16 protein-coding genes are annotated in these 17673 nt (G+C 60.7%); 8 read left to right on the forward strand and 8 right to left on the reverse strand.

Translation table 11 applies throughout. The features are described from left to right. Window positions 1–4 precede the first annotated feature (4 nt). The 3 genes from CP97_RS15485 to CP97_RS15495 form a co-directional block, all read right to left on the reverse strand. Window positions 5–1258: a TolC family protein gene (locus tag CP97_RS15485; RefSeq protein WP_050600444.1), complete on the reverse strand. Its 1254-nt coding sequence runs from the start codon at window positions 1256–1258 to the stop codon at window positions 5–7. Between the two features lie 63 nt (window positions 1259–1321). Beyond that, entirely contained in the window at window positions 1322–1846 is a 525-nt protein-coding gene (locus tag CP97_RS15490; RefSeq protein WP_149036577.1) for a hypothetical protein, read from the reverse strand. Between the two features lie 153 nt (window positions 1847–1999). Beyond that, window positions 2000–2413, reverse strand: a complete 414-nt coding sequence (locus tag CP97_RS15495; RefSeq protein WP_050600446.1) for a MerR family transcriptional regulator — start codon at window positions 2411–2413, stop codon at window positions 2000–2002. Window positions 2414–2499: 86 nt separating this feature from the next. Here CP97_RS15495 and CP97_RS15500 point away from each other — a divergent pair, with 86 nt between their 5' ends. The 8 genes from CP97_RS15500 (at window position 2500) to CP97_RS15535 (ending at window position 12533) form a co-directional block, all read left to right on the forward strand. After that, the gene (locus CP97_RS15500; protein WP_063506155.1) at window positions 2500–3162 is read left to right on the forward strand and encodes a cation efflux transmembrane domain-containing protein; all 663 of its coding nucleotides are present in this window, start codon (window positions 2500–2502) and stop codon (window positions 3160–3162) included. Then, window positions 3159–5099, forward strand: a complete 1941-nt coding sequence (locus CP97_RS15505; protein ID WP_063612675.1) for a cytochrome c/FTR1 family iron permease — start codon at window positions 3159–3161, stop codon at window positions 5097–5099. The genes CP97_RS15500 and CP97_RS15505 overlap by 4 nt, the downstream gene beginning before the upstream one ends. Window positions 5100–5124: 25 nt before the next feature. Next, window positions 5125–6714 carry a multicopper oxidase family protein gene (locus tag CP97_RS15510; protein WP_063612676.1) on the forward strand — a complete coding sequence of 530 codons (1590 nt, stop codon included), beginning with the start codon at window positions 5125–5127 and terminating at the stop codon, window positions 6712–6714. 67 nt (window positions 6715–6781) lie between these two features. Then, window positions 6782–8422 (forward strand): acetolactate synthase large subunit, encoded by a 1641-nt coding sequence (locus tag CP97_RS15515; protein ID WP_063612677.1) that lies wholly within the window; start codon window positions 6782–6784, stop codon window positions 8420–8422. Beyond that, on the forward strand, window positions 8419–9813 hold the full coding sequence (locus CP97_RS15520) for an aldehyde dehydrogenase family protein (RefSeq protein ID WP_063612678.1): 1395 nt from the start codon (window positions 8419–8421) through the stop codon (window positions 9811–9813). The genes CP97_RS15515 and CP97_RS15520 overlap by 4 nt, the downstream gene beginning before the upstream one ends. A 2-nt stretch (window positions 9814–9815) precedes the next feature. Next, window positions 9816–10289 (forward strand): signal peptidase II, encoded by a 474-nt coding sequence (gene lspA / locus CP97_RS15525; RefSeq protein ID WP_161485481.1) that lies wholly within the window; start codon window positions 9816–9818, stop codon window positions 10287–10289. A 196-nt stretch (window positions 10290–10485) separates the two neighbouring features. Beyond that, entirely contained in the window at window positions 10486–11121 is a 636-nt protein-coding gene (locus tag CP97_RS15530; RefSeq protein WP_063612680.1) for a peroxiredoxin, read from the forward strand. Between the two features lie 119 nt (window positions 11122–11240). Next, window positions 11241–12533, forward strand: a complete 1293-nt coding sequence (locus CP97_RS15535; protein WP_082863939.1) for a cytochrome P450 — start codon at window positions 11241–11243, stop codon at window positions 12531–12533. Window positions 12534–12799: 266 nt separating this feature from the next. Here the strand turns inward: CP97_RS15535 and CP97_RS15540 are convergent, their stop codons facing one another. The 5 genes from CP97_RS15540 to mobF form a co-directional block, all read right to left on the reverse strand. Then, on the reverse strand, window positions 12800–13198 hold the full coding sequence (locus CP97_RS15540; protein ID WP_149036578.1) for a hypothetical protein: 399 nt from the start codon (window positions 13196–13198) through the stop codon (window positions 12800–12802). Between the two features lie 65 nt (window positions 13199–13263). Further along, window positions 13264–13626 carry a hypothetical protein gene (locus tag CP97_RS15545; RefSeq protein WP_063612682.1) on the reverse strand — a complete coding sequence of 121 codons (363 nt, stop codon included), beginning with the start codon at window positions 13624–13626 and terminating at the stop codon, window positions 13264–13266. Window positions 13627–13758: 132 nt separating this feature from the next. After that, the gene (locus CP97_RS15550) at window positions 13759–13968 is read right to left on the reverse strand and encodes a hypothetical protein (RefSeq protein WP_063612683.1); all 210 of its coding nucleotides are present in this window, start codon (window positions 13966–13968) and stop codon (window positions 13759–13761) included. A 163-nt stretch (window positions 13969–14131) separates the two neighbouring features. Next, window positions 14132–14527, reverse strand: coding sequence for a hypothetical protein (locus CP97_RS15555; protein WP_063612684.1), 396 nt, complete (start codon window positions 14525–14527; stop codon window positions 14132–14134). Between the two features lie 10 nt (window positions 14528–14537). Then, window positions 14538–17564, reverse strand: a complete 3027-nt coding sequence (mobF, locus tag CP97_RS15560) for a MobF family relaxase (RefSeq protein ID WP_063612685.1) — start codon at window positions 17562–17564, stop codon at window positions 14538–14540. Window positions 17565–17673: the final 109 nt, after the last annotated feature.

The following is a 17673-nucleotide window of genomic DNA, read 5'->3' on the forward strand; positions in this document are numbered from 1 at the left end:
TTCCTCATTGTGCGGCCAGCCTGATCAGTTCGGCGGCAGCTTGTCCCCGGTCTTCTTGCGCAGCAATCAACGCCTCGCGAATGGCATCGCGCGCTTCGGCTGCGCTCAACACTTCGATCAACGGAAAACGGCCATTGCGATAACCGATGCGGACGAGCCGAAGAGCCTCCTCGGCCTGGGGGAGTGATGTCGTGGAAAGCGTCTCGACGCGCGCTTCGGCAGCAAGATATTGCGATCGTGCGCGCGTCACGGCTTGCTCGAAATCGGCCAACGCTACAGCCTCGCGAGCATTGGCGGCGCGCAGCCTTGCTTCGGCTGCAGCGATATTGCCCTGATTACGATTCAAGAAGGGAAGCGGGATCGAGACACCGAGAAGAAAGGCACTGTCATTGCTTTCCTCGAAGCGTCGAACACCGGCGGAAACGACGGGATCGGGAATGCGCAGGCTGCGCTCACGATCGATCTCGGCGGCGGCGGCGGTGCTTTCCGCACGCGCCACTCGCAATTGCAGACCGCTTGCTGTCGCCATTACAGCACCGGGCGGTTCGATCCCGGGGAACCTGCTCGGAACAAGCGGCGGCGCCCCCTGATCGCCCCATAGCGAGGCGAGGGCCGTTCGGGCTGCAAGACTTGTCGCTTCGGCGGCCTGAAGTTCGGCTTGCGCTTCCGCCAAGGCCGCTTCGGCCCGAAGAGCACGGAGCGGGGGCTCGCGCCCGACTTCTACGAGGAGACCGGCAATGCGGGCGAGCTCTTCGTTTCGCTCAACCACATCGAGGGCCAGTTCGACGCGCGAGGCTGCTGCAGCCGCTGCTACGTAGCGTTCACGGACAAGAAATCCGAGTTCGGCCCCCGCAAGGTCAGCCCGCAGATCCGCCAGCTGTGCCTGCGCCCGGGCAGCCTCGACGCGTGTGCCGCGTTTACCTCCAAGTTCGAGCCGCTGTCCGACAGCAAGCGTATATTCGGTGGCGCTTAGCCCGGAGAAGGCCCCACTCCCGGCGATGTTCTCGACCTCGAGCGATATTTCAGGGTTGGGCCGCAACCGCGCCTGTCCGACAAGAGCCTGCGCCGCCTCGGCTTCCGCTCGAGGGCCGACGATGCGCGGGTTTAACTCGGTGTTAGCGGGTTCGGCAACCACGCCTGTCCGGCCCAACGCCTCGTCGAGCGTCAGAAGCTCCCGCTCCTGCGCTGCCACAGGCGTGACAATTGCGGCGAGGGTTAGCCCTGCTATCAGGGCCCCTCGCCATTTGATGGCTGGCATTTTTCAAAACTCTCTCTGCTGACAAATCGAAATGCGCTGCGTCAAGCAGCGCAGTGACGGTCGTCAGGCGCGAGGAGGGCGTTTGGGTAAATTGCTCGCATCGCCGAATAATTCTTCGGCCATATGCGACCCAACCGTGATGTTAAGCCGGTCGGGCATGTCGTTTAAAAGCTTCGATTTCAGTGCTGCGGCGACGTGATGGCAATGCCCGTGGGCGCATTCCTGCTGCTCCGGGCTTTCGTTTTGCGGGCTCTCGTCCGCATCAATGTCGAACATCTGGACCGAATAGGCTATTTCTGACAGCTCGTCCGCACATTGCGCTGCTTCGACCGCCGGAGACGCCATCAGCGCTGCGACCGCCAAAAGGGCGGCGACAATCCTGACGGGAATCAAGGCGTTCAGATCGAACATCCTGTGGCCCCTAACAAGGTGAAACGAAAGTTGAAACAAAAATCTTCTCGGTTGCTGTAATGTGATATTGTCACGAAGCGTCCGGACAATGAATATTGTTCGAGTAGTTTCTTTTTCGACCAAATTCCATGGAATGAATGCAGCGTTCTTATAAGGCGAAAGCTGATTAATATTCAAATTACCCAAGTTCCGTCATAATCAGCCATCCAATCCTAGATCACGACATCAGAATCTGGATTATCACGATGATAACGCTTCCAGCGACTGGAGGTGCAAGCACTTTTTTTGCTGTCTGGGTTCGGTGTCCATAGTCCCATTATAGCTTTCGCGTCAGCGACCCGCGGAAGAGGCGGCTGGGTTTCGAGAAAGCGTTTCGATGATTTTGCATTCGGAAACCTCGCCGCCCGTGCAGGCCGCGACCACACTTCTCAGTTCGGAACGAAGCGCTTGTAGCCGACTGATGCGCTCGTCCACGGCTCGAAGGTGCCGCAAAGCGATGTCACCCGCCTCGTCACAGCTCTGATCCGGTCTCGCCTTCACGCTTAAAAGCGAGCGTGTTTCATCGATCGAAAACCCCAATTTTCGAGCATGCCGAATAAAGGAAAGGCGCTCGACGTCCTGCTCTTTGTAGGTTCGCTGCCCCGCTGCCGTACGCGCGGCTTCGGGCATCAGTCCGATATCCTCATAAAACCTTATCGTATTGACCTTGGTGCCCGTCGCCTTCGAAAGACCTCCGATAAGCATGAACTCACTCCTCCAGCTCCGAAACCGCGAACCATTCGCAATTTTGGCTTGCTCCTACAGTTGCTAGAGGTGTTACCTAATGCCTCATGTCGAATAACGAAACATCGGATTGCGGCTGCACAGGCGATACGCAAAGAGCAGGCGCAGACCCCGCCTATCGCCGCGCCCTTTGGATCGTCGTATTGCTCAATCTGGGCTTTGGCGTTTTCGAGGCCTTCGGCGGGTTTCTGGCGGACAGCCAAGCGCTCAAGGCCGACGCTCTCGACTTCATCGGCGATGGATCGATCACGCTCATCGGCATCCTTGCTCTTGCGTGGACTGCCCGCACGCGCGCCCGGGTCGCGCTGGCACAGGGGCTGTTTCTGGGCGTACTAGGCCTCGGAGTGATCGGTCTGGCGGTCTGGCGATCGCTTAACGCGGTCGCGCCGGAAGCCGGCTTGATGGGCGGGATCGCCGTCGCAGCCTTGATAGTCAACATCGCGGCGGCGCTTGTGCTGATGCGGTTTCGCGAAGGCGACGCACATGTATCCGCGATCTGGCTGTTCAGCCGCAATGACGCGATCGCCAATGTCGGAGTGATCATCGCTGCTGCCCTGGTCGCCTGGACCGGGCAAGCCTGGCCCGATCTGCTGGTCGCAGCGGTGATCGCACTGATCTTCCTGCATTCGGCCTATCTTATTGTCCGGCGTGCCACCGAGGAACTTCGCGCGCAGCATGTTTCGGCTCTCGGAAAGGCCGCCTCCAAATGACGCTACGTGCTTTTGCGGTCCAATTGATCGCTTTCCTGTCGATCGCAGTCGCAATGCCCGCTTCCGCAGACACGCACGACGAAGTCCAAACGACTTGGCGCCTGCTCGACTACATCGCGGTGGATTACATAGAAGCGGTCGAAGACGGTAAAGTCACCAACGAGCTGGAATATGCCGAAATGCAGGAATTTTCTGCTTCGGTAGTCGAACGCATGGCGGCCCTACCCGCAAATGCGCAACGTGCACAGCTGGTTGCGGATGCAGAGGCGCTTGCCGAGGCAATCTCGGCGAAAGTGGGGCCTGCTGTCGTCGCACGAGACGCGCGCAGGTTGGCAAGCGAGCTGATCGCGGCCTTTCCCGTTCCGCTGGCCCCGGACGCGGTACCCGACCTTGCGCGAGGCGCCGCGCTGTACGCCCAGAGCTGCGCAAGCTGTCATGGCGTAAGCGGAGACGGCGCCGGCCCCGCCGCAGAGGGACTCGATCCCCCGCCAATCGCTTTTGACGACGTCGCCCGAGCCCGCGAGAGGGGCGCTTTCGCGCTCTATCAGGTCATTGGACAAGGTCTCGAGGGAACCGCCATGCCGGGCTTTTCCGATCTCCCGGCGGAAGATCGTTGGAGCCTTGCTTATTATTCTGGGTCCATTGCATTTCCGGAGGTAGAGCGGGGAAGGCGTATCTGGAATGACGAACCGGCGATCCGGGCACGCGTTCCCGATCTCGCTGCACTATCCGGTCTCACACCGGCAGCCCTCGGCGAGGCGATCGGCACCGAGCGGGCCGATGCCGTCATGGCCTATTTGAGGGCTCATCCTGAAGCCGTGGCGAGCGATACGACCGGCTCACTCGCTCTCGCGCGCGAACGATTGCAGCAAAGTCTTGCCGCTTACGAAGCGGGTAATAAAACCGAGGCGCGCGAACTTGCACTCTCGGCCTATCTCGATGGCTTCGAACCGCTGGAAGCCGTTTTAAGCACGCGCGATGCCGATCTCCTCGCATCGGTCGAAATCGGCATGGCCGAGCTTCGAGCGGCAATCAGCCGCGGTGATCCGGTGGCCGCCGTCGCCGAGAAGGTGAATGCGCTCGACGTTCTTTTCTACCGGGCCGAGACGGTGCTCGCCCCGGCCAATGCCAGCGAAGCGTCGGCATTTTTGGGAGCCTTTGCGATCCTGTTGCGCGAAGGGCTAGAGGCATTGCTGATCGTGATCGCGATGATCGCGTTCCTGCGCAAGGCCGAGAGAACGGAAGTTCTGCCCTTCGTCCATGGCGGATGGCTCTCCGCTCTTGGGGCCGGAGCCCTGACATGGGTGGCAGCGACCTACCTAATCGGAGTGAGTGGTGCGGGCCGCGAGCTGGTGGAGGGGTTCGGATCGCTTTTTGCCGCTCTCGTCCTGCTGTCGGTTGGCATATGGATGCACGGCAAGTCGCAGGCCGGCGAATGGCAACGCTATATCCGGAAAACCATGCAGCACGCTCTCTCGCGCAGGTCCGCATGGTTTCTGTTCGGGCTGGCCTTCCTCGTGGTTTACCGGGAGGTCTTCGAGACGATCCTGTTCTTCGCAGCGCTCTGGAGTCAGGGCCATACGGACGCGATTCTTGCTGGCGCTGCCGCCGCAATCGTCTTGCTAGCGCTGATTGCCTGGGCGATGCTGCGCTACAGTCGCCGACTGCCAATTGGAACATTCTTCGCGTATAGTTCGGTTCTGATCGGCATTCTTGCCGTCGTCCTGGCCGGGAAGGGTATTTCGGGGCTCCAGGAAGCCGGATTGTTGGGCATCACTCCGCTTCCGAATCTGCCCCGCATACCGATTCTGGGCATCGCACCGGCACTTGAGCCAGTGGCGGCGCAAATTCTCACGCTCGCGCTCATCGCGCTGGGTTATTGGCGCAACAGAATGAAAGGCATGCAATCCGGAACACCGCAGGCCGAAACCGGTTGACGACGCTCCGGGCAAGGGAAGCATTATGATCGACAGACGTTCTATTCTTAGCGGTGCAGTGCTTGGCGCAGGTGCACTGGGAATAGCCGCGTATGCCCGGCGCGACCTGTTGACAGACCGGAATACGGCGCTTGCTTCGGTAACCGCGCGCTCGAAACTTCTCATTCCTCCTCTTTATTCAGGCGAACGAGATAGTGGCGAGCGAATTTTCGATCTCAATCTGCGCCTCGGCGTCTCGCAATTTTTTGACGGGCTCGAAACGCCGACCATCGGTATCAACCAATCCTATCTAGGCCCCACGCTTGAGATGTACGCGGGCGACACGGTGCGGATGAATGTCACGAGCGATCTGTCCGAAACGGCAACCGTCCACTGGCACGGTTTTCATCTGCCGGCGCGCGCCGATGGCGGACCGCATCAACCGATCGAGCCGGGAGGCAGCTGGACCGCGCGTTTCGATGTCCGCCAGCGCGCATCGATGTTCTGGTATCATTCGCATGCGCACCGCCGCTCGGGGCCGCAAGTCTATCAGGGTCTGGCCGGAATGATCTACGTCCGCGACAGCGCGAGCGAAGCGCTCGACCTTCCGAACGATTATGGCGTCGATGATATACCGCTGGTCGTTCAGGACCGCGCTTTCGCGAGCGATGGAAGCCTCATTTACTCCACACGTATGCACAATGTCATGATGGGGATGATGGGTGATACGATGCTGGTCAATGGCATCGTCGAACCCGTCTTTGAAGCAAAGTCTGATCGCCTTCGGCTGCGTCTGGTCAATGGCTCGAACGCACGCTTTTACCGTTTCGGGTTCGACGATGGCCGCAGCTTCCATCAGATCGGAACCGACGGCGGTTTGCTCGCCGCGCCGCTGCCAACCGACAATGTTGTTCTCGCCCCGGGCGAACGCGCGCAGGTAATCGTCGATGTCAGCGACGGAAGGCCGGTTTCGCTGCTTGCGGACGGGCTCGAAATCATGGGCATGGGAAATAGGGGCCGGGGAATGAGAGGGCCCGGACCCACGCGCGATTCCGACCGGCCGGTGGACAATTGGATGATGGGCGAACGGGAGCGTCGCGATGGGATGATGGGCGGTATGATGGATGAAAGGCGTCGCTTTACCGTGCTGGACATCCGGCCGGCCGCAAGCCGCAGGCGGGCGATCGCTATGCCGCGCCAGCTCGCTACCTTGCCTCAGATCGATCCAGGCGACGCGGTCCGGACGCGCCGTTTCGTTCTCGATATGGGCATGGGAATGCGCATGATGCGTGGAGGCGGTTTTACCATCAACGGCAAATCGATGGACATGCAGCGTATCGACGAGACAGTGCGGGTCAATACCACCGAAATCTGGCAGGTCGAGAATGCCTCGATGATGGCGCATCCGTTCCACATTCATGATGTGCAGTTCCGTATCCTCGACCGGAACGGCCGGGCACCTGAGGCGGCGGAACAGGGGTTAAAGGACACGGTCGTCGTCTATCCGGGCGAGACCGTGCGGCTCCTTTTGCGGTTCGAGGACTACACCGACCCGGATTTGCCTTACATGTACCACTGCCACATCCTCGAGCACGAAGATGCCGGCATGATGGGGCAATTCACCGTCACAGCCTGAATCAGTAGCCGAGCAGAAGACCTGCCACCGACAGCCTCCAGGCCCTCACCAATGCGAGAACCATTCCATGAAAGCATCCGATCTTCTTGTCGCCGCGTTGGAAGCCGAAGGCGTCGAGTATATCTTCGCGGTTCCGGGCGAAGAAAACCTCGATCTTCTGGAGTCACTGCGGACCTCGTCGATCCGTCTGATCGTTACCCGGCACGAGCAAGGGGCAGGGTTCATGGCGGCAACCTATGGACGTCTTACCGGTAAAGCCGGCGTATGCCTTGCCACGCTGGGACCAGGGGCGACAAACCTCACGACGCCCGCAGCTTATGCCGCTCTGGGCGCTTTCCCTCTGGTCATGATAACCGGCCAAAAACCCATCAAAGTCTCGAAGCAGGCGCAGTTCCAGATCGTCGATGTCGTCTCGCTTTTCACCCCACTATGTAAGATGGCGAAGCAGATCGTGAATGGGGAGCGCATTCCTTCGCTCGTGCGCGAAGGTTTCAGGAGAGCTCAGGAAGAGCGACCCGGTGCAGTTCTGCTGGAACTGCCTGAAGATATTGCCGAGGAAGAAACCTCCGAACCGGTCGTTGCGCCCCACCCCCGCCAATATGCGGTGGCCGGAGATGCCGCGCTAGACGAAGCTGCCGAGCGAATTCTCGCCGCCGATCGCCCGCTGCTTTTGGTTGGTGCCGGGGCCAACCGACGTAGCGCCTGCAAGGCGCTCCGAAAGTTCGTCGACGATACCCAATTTCCGTTTTTTAATACGCAAATGGGCAAGGGAGTGCTCGATGAGGCAAGCCCCCTGTATCTGGGAACGGCGGCTCTATCGTCGGATGACTATGTTCATTGTGCCATCGATCGCGCAGACCTGATCGTCAATATCGGCCATGACGTGGTCGAGAAACCGCCCTTTTACATGGAGCCTGACGGACGCACCGTTATCCATATAAATTACAAGGCCGCAGAGGTCGACCAGGTCTATTTTCCGCAGCTGGAAGTCATTGGCGATATTGCCGGATCTGTCGAGCGACTAGGAAACCGGCTGCGCGGCAAACACCCTAGTGACCCGGCAGCCTACGCCAATGTCCATGAGGACATCGCGGCGCACATCCGCCAAGGCAGCGACGATGGCCGCTTTCCGATGGTGCCCCAGCGCATCGTTGCAGATGTACGGGCGGTCATGGGCCGGGACGACATCGTCGCACTCGACAACGGCATCTACAAGATCTGGTTCGCCCGCAACTATATCGCGCATGAGCCGAACACGATTCTGCTCGACAACGCGCTGGCGACGATGGGAGCGGGTCTCCCCTCGGCGATGATGGCAGCGATGCTGTCGCCCGAGCGCCGCGTGCTCGCCGTATGCGGCGATGGCGGGTTCATGATGAATTCGCAGGAGGTGGAAACCGCGGTCAGGCTCGGCCTCAACCTTGTCGTACTCATTCTCAATGATTCCGCTTACGGTATGATCCGATGGAAGCAGGAAGAACTTGGCTTTCCCGAATACGGTCTGAGCTTCGCCAACCCCGACTTCGTTGCCTATGCGAAGAGTTATGGTGCGACGGGCCACCGGATCGAGAGCAGCGAAGCACTGGTACCGACGTTGAATGAAGCGTTCGAAAGCGGCGGCGTTCACCTCATCGACTTACCGGTGGATTATTCCGAGAACCGCAAGGTTCTGATCGATGAACTGAAGGCGATGGAGTGTCCTCAATGACGTGGCAGGTCCTCAATCCCTACGACCAGGAATGCATTGGCAGCGTGGAGCTGGTCGACTGGCCACAAATCGATCGTTGGCTCGACGAGGCGCGCGCGCTGCACGAAGACCGGCAAGCGCGGCTCCCCGCCCATGAACGCATCGCCATCCTGCAGCGCGCCAGCGTGCTGATGCGCGAGCGCGCGGAGACGCTGGCAATGCAGATTGCGCGCGAGGGCGGCAAACCCATCATCGACGCGCGCGTGGAAACCAGTCGCGCCATTCAGAGCGTCGAACTGTGCATACACGAATTATTCGCCAGCGGCGGGCGCGAAATCCCGATGGACCTGACGCAGGCGGGGGCAGGACGCAAAGCCTATACTTTCCGTGAGCCGATCGGGCCGGTCGTGGCGATCTCCGCTTTCAATCATCCTCTGAACCTGATCGCCCATCAGGTGGGACCGGCGGTTGCAAGCGGATGCCCCGTACTGGTGAAACCGGCCAAGGACACGCCCCTTTCCTGCAAGAGCTTCGTCGAAATCCTTTATGAAGCCGGACTCAATGAAAATTGGTGCCGTTTCGTGCCGTGCTCGGACGAGGTCGCCGAAAAAATGGTCACCGATCCACGAACTGCGTTCTTCTCCTTCATCGGTTCGGCCAGAGTTGGCTGGATGCTCCGCTCCAAACTGGCCCCTGGCACCCGCTTGGCGCTGGAACATGGGGGCGCGGCCCCGGTCATCGTCGATGACAGCGTTGCGCACGCCAAGGTAATTCCTCCGCTCCTGAAAGGGGGCTTTTATCATTCTGGTCAGGTCTGCGTCTCGGTGCAGCGCGTGTTCGTTCCGCGCGCCGAATTGCCGGACTTCGCTGCCGAGCTCGCTGCGGGAGCAGAAGCGCTGACGGTGGGCGATCCGACCAATGCGGAAACCCAATGCGGTCCGCTCATTCGTCCTGCCGAAGTCGACCGCGTCGAATCCTGGGTCGATGCAGCCGTTCAGGGCGGCGGCAGGCTCGCCGCAGGGGGTAAGCGCACGGGTTCCACCCTTTACCAGCCCACGGTCCTTGTCGATCCGCCCGACGACGCCGATGTATCGCGGAAGGAAGTGTTCGGCCCTGTGGTCTGCATTTACGGATACGACGACGTCGATGCTGCGATCACGCAGGCGAACGCGCTTCCCTACGCCTTCCAGGCGGCTGTGTTTACCGACCGAATGTCCTGGGCCGATTACTGCGTCGAAGCGCTGGCCGCGTCAGCCGTAATGGTCAACGATCATACCGCATTTCGCGTCGACTGGATGCCGTTCGCAGGACGCCGTCAGTCGGGTCTCGGAACAGGCGGTATCGGTTACACGATGGCCGATATGAGCGAAGAAAAGATGGTGGTCGTGAATTCACCATCCAGCGTCCGATGACCTTGAGCGCGGCGAAACGGCTTGCGCCCGTTTTGATTCTGGCCAGCTTCGGCCTCGACCAATTGTCGAAAACCTGGGCGCATTCTTTCGTTGGTTCGGGTAACGTGATCGCAGTGTTCCCGGGCTTCAATCTAGTCGCCATCACCAATAGCGGCGTGGCATTCGGATTGGCTGGTGAAGCAGCACCGGTTATCCTTATCGCGATCGGCGTTTTGCTTTCGGGACTACTCGGGATTTGGCTGATGAGAACCAGATCGGCCATCCATGCGCTCGGCTTGAGCCTCGCGATTGGCGGAGCGCTCGGCAACGTTGCGGACAGGCTGATGTTCGGTGCTGTCAGAGACTTCATCGATTTATACTGGGGTACTCTTCATTGGCCATCATTCAATCTGGCCGACGTCGCGATCGTAGTGGGACTGGGGCTTTTGGTCCTGATGGGCGAAGAGCAGCCTGAAAACCGCCCCGACATGAACTGAGTTTAAAATAGCGTAAGGCAGGGACGGGCTTAGGAATCCACATAGCGCGGGCGAGCGGAACACCAGCGCGCTCCTGATGCCGTCCGTCGCGCCAGAACGCCGCTCCGTCGCGATCTCGCTTGCACCTACAGTAACTGTAGCACCCATCTGCTGATGGAACTCGCGCTATGTTAGCGCTCACCACAGGAGATTTTCAATGACACTTCAACTTGGCGACACCGCACCCGATTTCGAGGCCGACACAACCGATGGCACGCTCAAGTTCCATGAATGGATGGGTGACGACTGGGCGGTGCTGTTCTCGCACCCTGCGGATTTCACTCCTGTTTGCACGACGGAACTTGGTGAGGTTGCCCGCATGAAACCGGAATTCGACAAACGCGGCGTTAAAGTGATCGGTCTCAGCGTTGATCCACTCGAAGACCACCGATCCTGGGCAGGCGACATAGCCGAAACCCAGGGTCATGCTCTCAACTTTCCGCTGATCGCGGACCCGGCTCGTGAAATCGCCAATCTCTATGGAATGATCCATCCACAGGCCGACGACACTCTTACCGTACGCTCGGTCTTCGTAATCGGGTCCGATAAAAAGGTGAAACTTACGCTGACCTATCCCGCGAGCACGGGACGAAATTTCGAAGAGATCCTGCGGGTCATCGATTCGCTGCAACTGACAGCCGACTACAGCGTGGCCACGCCTGTGAACTGGCAGCATGGCGAGGACGTCATCATCGTGCCCTCGCTCAGCGATGAAGAAGCGCGTGAGAAATTCCCAAAAGGCTGGGAGACGGTAAAACCTTATCTGCGCGTCACACCGCAGCCGCAGGATTGATCGCGGCAAAAGGGGCAATGCGAGACTTATCGGCGGGAGCATAGTCAAAAGCGAGCCGGTTGGTTTCGCTGTGGCTGGCTCGGCACCGATATGCCAAATCGAAAGGACGGTATTGGTCTATGAATCGTTCCATAAAACAGAGCGAAGAACTCATACCGCAAGGGCCCGTCGACAGCACACTCCATTTCCTGAGGCGGCCCTATGACTTCGTAAGCACGGTCTGCTCGCGAACCGGTGGCGATATGTTCGAAACCCGCCTGTTGCTCCGGCGGACTGTGTGCCTGCGCGGCGAAGCTGCGGCCGAGATGTTCTACGATAAAGCGCGAATGTCGCGCGACGGCGCGATGCCGGAACCGGTTCGGGCGACTTTGACTGGCAAGGGCGGAGTCCAGGGTCTGGATGGCGAGCGGCATTTGCGGCGCAAGGAAATGTTCGTGTCGTTGCTGACGCAAGAGCGTGTCGAGGCTCTGGGAGAGAAATTCGAAAAAATGTGGTTGGCCCAGCTCCCGGCATGGACCCGGGAAACGCAGGTAATCTTCTACGAAGCGCTGCATCCCATATTGGCCGAAGCAGTGTGCGACTGGGCCGGAGTGCCACTACCGGCTGAAGAGCGCATCAAGCGAACTCGCGACCTTGTTCTACTCTTCGACCGCGCGGCCGCGCTCGGCTTGGGCCATTTTCAAGCCCGGCGCGCTCGCAGCCGGTCCGAAGCGTGGCTCGCTCGCATCATCAAGGATGTGCGCGATAGCCGTCTGGTCCCACACGCTGAATCCGCGCTGGCTGTGATCGCTGGGCACCGGGATGAGAATGGCGCGCTGCTAAGTCCCAAGATCGCCGCCGTCGAACTGCTGAACGTTCTGCGCCCAACCGTCGCAGCGTCTGTCTATATCACTCTCCTGGCGCATGCTCTCCATTCGTTTCCCGATTTGGCTCCGACCCCTGCATCCGATCGCTCTGATATGGGCTATTTCGTCCAGGAAGTGCGCCGGTTCTATCCCTTCTTTCCTGCGGTCGCTGCCAGAAGCCGAAAGGACTTCCGGTGGCGAAATGTCCGTTTTCCCGCCGGGCGACGTTTCCTGCTCGACTTGCACGCAACCAACACTGATCCTCATCTCTGGAACGAGCCGGAAACCTTCAATCCGGAGCGCTTTCGCGAGGAAGGCATTTCCGCGTTCGCATTGATCCCTCAGGGCGGCGGCGATGTTCCGAAAAATCATCGCTGCCCCGGCGAGACGGTCGTGCTCGAAGTGATGGAGCGCGCGTTGCGAATGCTTCTTTGCGAATTGGAATATCGGCTCCCCGCCCAGGACCTGCGCATCGATCGTTCCCGGATGCCGGCACTGCCCGGTAGCAAGATCATTCTCGCAGATATCCGGCGCAGTGAGCAGCCTGCGAAGGAGACTTCAGGATAACCAGGAATGTGTTGAGATCTGTCAGGAAGGAACGTCCGATTGCGCAGAAAGCGAGGCGCATGGCTCTTTGGGAAGCGTCGATGCCATGGTCAGGAAGCATGATGCTCGGCTAAGGGCAACCTACTGCTATATCATTTGGCCTCCGCTCAGGAGCCGCTCTTGTCGAAGCATTCGCCCGTTTCCGGGACTGTGTCTCGGATAGCATCCGCAACTCCCCGCTTTTCGGGAGGCTGTTGCAATTCAGTGTACCGCCGAATGGCCTATCTTCACCTTACCATCAGCAGGCCGATCACGCCCAGCACCATCGAGGCTGATCCGAAAATTGTCTTTGCGAGGGACATCTTGCGAGCGACGGCACCTCGGTGAATCCGCTTTCTGACCTTGTCCATACCGGTCCTGAGACCTGCCGTTCCGTCCCAGACATCAATTATTCCCCAAGTGAGGAGAGCGACGGCGACGATCTGGGCATAGCTGTCGACGTCGAGACGTCCCATGGCGAACGATATGGTCGCGCCCGCCATCACGGGCAGCATGATGATCTTGACGACGTCGATTGCGCTCAGAACCGACCGATGGTGGCGTGAGGAGATGGAGGGGAGCAGGAAAAGGGGCCGCTCGCAGAGCGTGCAGATTTTGCCGGGATAGCGCGACATCCATCCCGGCATAAAGCCCCTGCAGGAGGGGCATCGGACCTGCGGCTCGTCGACGATCACGGCCCGTCCTCCCGAGCTCATGCCTTCTTTTGGCATTTCGCTTTTCGGCAATCATTCCGAACGTCGCATTTCGCCTGATCGCCGCAGTCCTGCTTCTCCTGTTTGCAGTCGTGGCATTTGACCATTTCGTCCAGCGACATACGGCGCTGCTTGCGCTCGACACTGTCTTCGAGCGTCGCTTTCGCCTTCGCTTCCCGGGCGACAAGATCGAGCATCTGCCGGGCCACATTGCCGGTGCTCTGATTCACCCCATCGGCGATCGTCTTCGTGGCGGCAGCGTGTTCGTGCATTTCATCCGCCGCTAAGGCGTCCTGTGCTGCTGCCGGTACGGCCATGAAAGCTCCTGCCATTGCAGCGGCTGCCATCATCTTCTTCAACATTGTTAGTTCCCTCTTCTTTCCGGTTGCCCGGGTGGTTGATGCACCGGTGGCGCGTGATGCCCCTTGCGGAGCGGTTTCGCGGAAGGTGAATGCCTCCCGGACCTTTGAGGCGCTTGCGCGCGAGCATGGGCGTCATCGCCAGAAGCCGTCGCGCCTTTCGCCGCTGCGGTTGTCGTAATTTTCCTTGTCGTCGTATCCGCTCTTGCGAATGCCGACCTCGACGCGATCGCCTCCGGCATTGCGGATGTGGAGGTCGCGCAGGTCCACCCTGTTACGGTGTGCCCAGTCCTCGGCGGCTCGCTTGCTTCCGAATGTGCCTACGTCTTCGTAATCGAACGCCATCGTGATCCTCCTTCAGGCCTGAGTGGCTTGCCAAAGTGATTGGGTTGGTGGGACAGAGCTCGATCCGAGCGCGTCCTCGATGTGCCGCCCGACGCTCGTCTGAGTGGGCCGCTCTCCAGCGAGAAGACGCAGGTGGCCTGCACTCCGTTCAGGAGCGTGTCGATCATGTCGTCTTCTCCCGCCAAAATTCGTTCAGGCGGCGCGGCAAGAGCGCGAACACGCGGTTCATTCCGAGCGGCGCTGCGAACTTGGTTGCGAGATTGACGAAGATCACGGCGATCGATCCGACGATCACCGCGATGAGGATGGCGAGACCTATTGCGACGCATTCGGCTACCATCTGCTGGTTCGCGACCATTTCGCGCATGTCGGCGCATCCCTGGACCCCGCGCAGATCCAGATCGCACGCCACGAAATTGTCCCCCTCCACCAATTCGGCGAGTTCCTGCAGTCCCGCCTGCTTCACGACGTTGGAAAGCGTCGGCTGTTGCTCAAGAACGGAGTTTAGACTGTCCTTCTGCGGGGCGTTGGCGATCAGGTCATGCTGGGTCTTGTCCATTGCCGGTCTCCTATCGGGCACGTTCGATGTTGCGTTCGGGAAGGTCGATCTGCGGCACCGCGCGCAGGCTCTCTTTGTCGACCGAGGGCAGGCGATCCGCGCTTGCTTCTCCGACCTTCAGGTGTTCGGGGATCTTCGGATTGAAGTCGGGGGCTGCGCGATCGATGCGGGCATCCGCGATCCGCTTCTCGCCAAGCGTCTCGAGCGCGCTGGTCTTGTCGCCGGGGTTGCGGCCGATCTGGGCGAGCAGCTGGTCCCGATCGTTGGTGACGATCGTGATGTCGTCGCGCACGCGGGTCATCATCACCAGTGCGAGGCGCTGGTTCGAGAGATGGCGCGCCGACGAATGCATCTCGCCGATCGCCATGTCGCGAGTGTCACCCTGCGCCTGGTGCATGTTGATCGCGTAGGCGAGGCCCATGCGCTCGAGCATTTTGTCGTTCTGCTTGAGTTCGACCGTTTCCCCGTGACGGTTCTCGACCATGACGACGCCGCCCTTGACGCCGAGGATCCTCGCTTCCTCTGACTTCATCAACTTGCGGGCGTCGTCCTTCTCGGTCCAGCGGACCTTGTCGCCCTCGTGGATGGTTTCCTTGGTCTTCTCGGACAGACGCAGTGCGTCGCGTTTGTCGGCCGGGTCGATGCGCGACGGGTCGAAGCGCTTCAGCTTGCCGTTTTCGTCGCGGAGGAGCACCCTGCCCTTCGCGTCCAGGCCTTCGACATCGTATCTGCCGCGAGAAAGCCCTCCAGGGGCATTCTGGCGCATCACCTCGAGCAGCTGACCCTTGGCGTAGGTTGCTGCGTAGCGAAGCTCTTCGCGGGCCGCATGGGCCGGCCTGAGCGTATCGAGCGTCAACCCCTCGCCCTTGATCGACCCTTCGGCGCGCAGCCCGTCCTGCACCATCCGGTTGAGCGATGCGCGTGCGTCGCGACCGGAGGAATAGATCGCGGTCCGCTCGCGGGCCTCCGGAGGTAGATCGAGCCAGGTCTTCGCCGCGACCTGCAGATGGTCCTTGCCCGCCTCGACCACCTTGTCGCCGAGCGAGGCGAAGCTCTCGCGGAACCTGCCCGCGCGGGCGAGGCCCGAGGCTTCCTTCATGTGCTCGGTGCGCTGACGTAGGCTCGTGTCGAGCCGGGCCAGCGCGGGACCGTCCGCCTGGATCAGCGAGAAGCTCTTGCCCGCTTCGATTGGCTGCAGCTGCGCCTTGTCGCCGATCATCACCAGCTTCTCGACACCCAGGCGATTGGCGATGGTGAGGAGGTCGTTCATCGGCTTGTTCGCGACCAGCGACGCTTCGTCGAGCACGAGGATCTTGCCCTCGAGCGCAGCGCGCGATGCTTCGAAGGTTGGTCCGCTGCCATGAAGCGCACCGCGCAGATGCTGGTTCACGAACGAGGAGACGGTCTTAGCTTCGATGCCCTCCTTCACCGCCTCGCCGTTCGCCGTGCGTATCTCGGTCTCGTTGCGCAGGTCATTGACCATCTTGTTCGCGAAGGCGAGGCCGATCACGTCCCTGCCCTCCTCGCGCGCAACGCTAGCGATCGCGGAGATGAGGGTCGTCTTGCCGGCTCCGGCCACGCCCTGAATGACGACGGTGCGGTCGTCGCTCGACAAGGCCAGCGTGCCGGCAGCGATCTGCTCGGCGTTGAGATCGTACTCGCCCGACACCGCGCGCAACCGCTCCGGGGCCCCGCCAGCCTCTATCATGCCTGGACCCGCGTCCTTCCCCGCAGCCACGTTGGCAAGGGTCGCCCGCTCTATCGCCACGTGTTCGGGGGTGGTGTATTTCTCGATCGCCCCATCGAGCCGGGCGCTCTTGCCTGGCAGCATCTGGCCCTTGTCGACCAGCGCTTCCATTCGCGCTTCGACGCCTTCGACTGTCACTCCCCTGACGCCGAGGTCGAGCGCGGCCTTCACCAGTTCGCCTCGCGTCCACGACGTCTCGCGCTCGCCGATCACGCGAACAGCGGATGCCGTTACGAGTTCGGTGCGCAGCTGCGTCGGGGTCAGACCCATGCGCTGCAGGCCGTTCGTGGTCAGTTCGTCGGCGGGACGCGTGTAGAGCCGCGCGGTCTCCTGGACCGAGGCGATTACGGCGCGGACGCGTTCGGCCGTTCCCAGCGGTCCCTCGCGTCCGTTGTCGGTGCGGGCGCGCGCCTGTTCGACCATCGCCTTGGCATCGAACCCCAGTCCCTCGGCGCGCTTCGCCCATTCCTGGCGAAGCGCCTGTTTGTCATCAGGATTGAGCTTCGGATCCCGGGTGTTCTTGGTGACGCCTCGCAGGAATTCGGTCTCGTTCGCGCGTCGGCCGAGCTTTTCGGCTGTCGCGAGTATGTCCAGTCTACGTTGACTGAAGGCTTCGATCACCTCACGCGAGACGCCTTGGATCTCGAACTGTCCGTGTTTTCCGGTAAGCTCGGTCCGATAGCCAAGCTTCTCGAGGTTCGTTCGGAGCGCGGCATTGTAGATCGAGCCCAGGACGGAATTGTTCTTCCAGACCTCGCCGTTCCAGAGTGCCTTCCAGTTGCCCGCCTTGTCCTGGGTGATCGCGGCGATGACGGCATGGGTGTGGTTCTGCGGATCGAGCTTGCGGCTCGTGTCGTGCTGGAAGAGCGCATACAGCAGTTTCCCTGTCTGAACCGCTTCGCCATTCGGATTGCGCGAATAGTCGCGCGCCTCGGCGAAATGCTTCTCGAGATAGGTCATGGTCGCCTTGACCGCCGCCTCCTGCGCGGTGAGGACGTGCTTGTCTCCGCCGAGCTGCGCCATGAGGCTTGCGGACTTCGGCATGGAGAAGGTGAGGTCGATCCCAGCTCTCCGGTTCTCGTTGCCGTTGACGATGGTCCCGTCGGGCAGCTTGCCATCGAGAACCCTCTCGAAATCCTCCTTCGTGACGGGACCGCTCAGGCCCAGCGCCTCGGCACCCTTCCCGCTCCATTTGCTGAGCTCGGCAGGGCCATCGCCGACATAGTAGTCGTCCTTGGCGAAGTAGTTCGCTGCTCCGCCTGCGGAGGAAACCGATGCGACGGACAGCATCAGACGCTCCCGAGCCTGATTACTCTTCGAAGCATTCGGCCGCGGAGGAGCCAGTCGGCGCTTATGCCGAATTGCTCGCCGCCGATCCCGGCTCTCACCTCATTGTCGA

It is taken from the genome of Aurantiacibacter atlanticus (assembly GCF_001077815.2).
GTDB classification, from domain to species: domain Bacteria; phylum Pseudomonadota; class Alphaproteobacteria; order Sphingomonadales; family Sphingomonadaceae; genus Alteraurantiacibacter; species Alteraurantiacibacter atlanticus.

What these genes read in the sequence shown, in the direction of transcription:
- CP97_RS15485 (WP_050600444.1), bottom strand. Translation starts at nt 1,258, where the DNA reads ATGCCAGCCATCAAATGGCGAGGGGCCCTGATAGCAGGGCTAACCCTC.
- CP97_RS15495 (WP_050600446.1), bottom strand. Translation starts at nt 2,413, where the DNA reads ATGCTTATCGGAGGTCTTTCGAAGGCGACGGGCACCAAGGTCAATACG.
- CP97_RS15500 (WP_063506155.1), top strand. Translation starts at nt 2,500, where the DNA reads ATGTCGAATAACGAAACATCGGATTGCGGCTGCACAGGCGATACGCAA.
- CP97_RS15505 (WP_063612675.1), top strand. Translation starts at nt 3,159, where the DNA reads ATGACGCTACGTGCTTTTGCGGTCCAATTGATCGCTTTCCTGTCGATC.
- CP97_RS15510 (WP_063612676.1), top strand. Translation starts at nt 5,125, where the DNA reads ATGATCGACAGACGTTCTATTCTTAGCGGTGCAGTGCTTGGCGCAGGT.
- CP97_RS15515 (WP_063612677.1), top strand. Translation starts at nt 6,782, where the DNA reads ATGAAAGCATCCGATCTTCTTGTCGCCGCGTTGGAAGCCGAAGGCGTC.
- CP97_RS15520 (WP_063612678.1), top strand. Translation starts at nt 8,419, where the DNA reads ATGACGTGGCAGGTCCTCAATCCCTACGACCAGGAATGCATTGGCAGC.
- CP97_RS15530 (WP_063612680.1), top strand. Translation starts at nt 10,486, where the DNA reads ATGACACTTCAACTTGGCGACACCGCACCCGATTTCGAGGCCGACACA.
- CP97_RS15535 (WP_082863939.1), top strand. Translation starts at nt 11,241, where the DNA reads ATGAATCGTTCCATAAAACAGAGCGAAGAACTCATACCGCAAGGGCCC.
- CP97_RS15540 (WP_149036578.1), bottom strand. Translation starts at nt 13,198, where the DNA reads ATGCCGGGATGGATGTCGCGCTATCCCGGCAAAATCTGCACGCTCTGC.
- CP97_RS15545 (WP_063612682.1), bottom strand. Translation starts at nt 13,626, where the DNA reads ATGTTGAAGAAGATGATGGCAGCCGCTGCAATGGCAGGAGCTTTCATG.
- CP97_RS15550 (WP_063612683.1), bottom strand. Translation starts at nt 13,968, where the DNA reads ATGGCGTTCGATTACGAAGACGTAGGCACATTCGGAAGCAAGCGAGCC.
- CP97_RS15555 (WP_063612684.1), bottom strand. Translation starts at nt 14,527, where the DNA reads ATGGACAAGACCCAGCATGACCTGATCGCCAACGCCCCGCAGAAGGAC.
- mobF (WP_063612685.1), bottom strand. Translation starts at nt 17,564, where the DNA reads ATGCTGTCCGTCGCATCGGTTTCCTCCGCAGGCGGAGCAGCGAACTAC.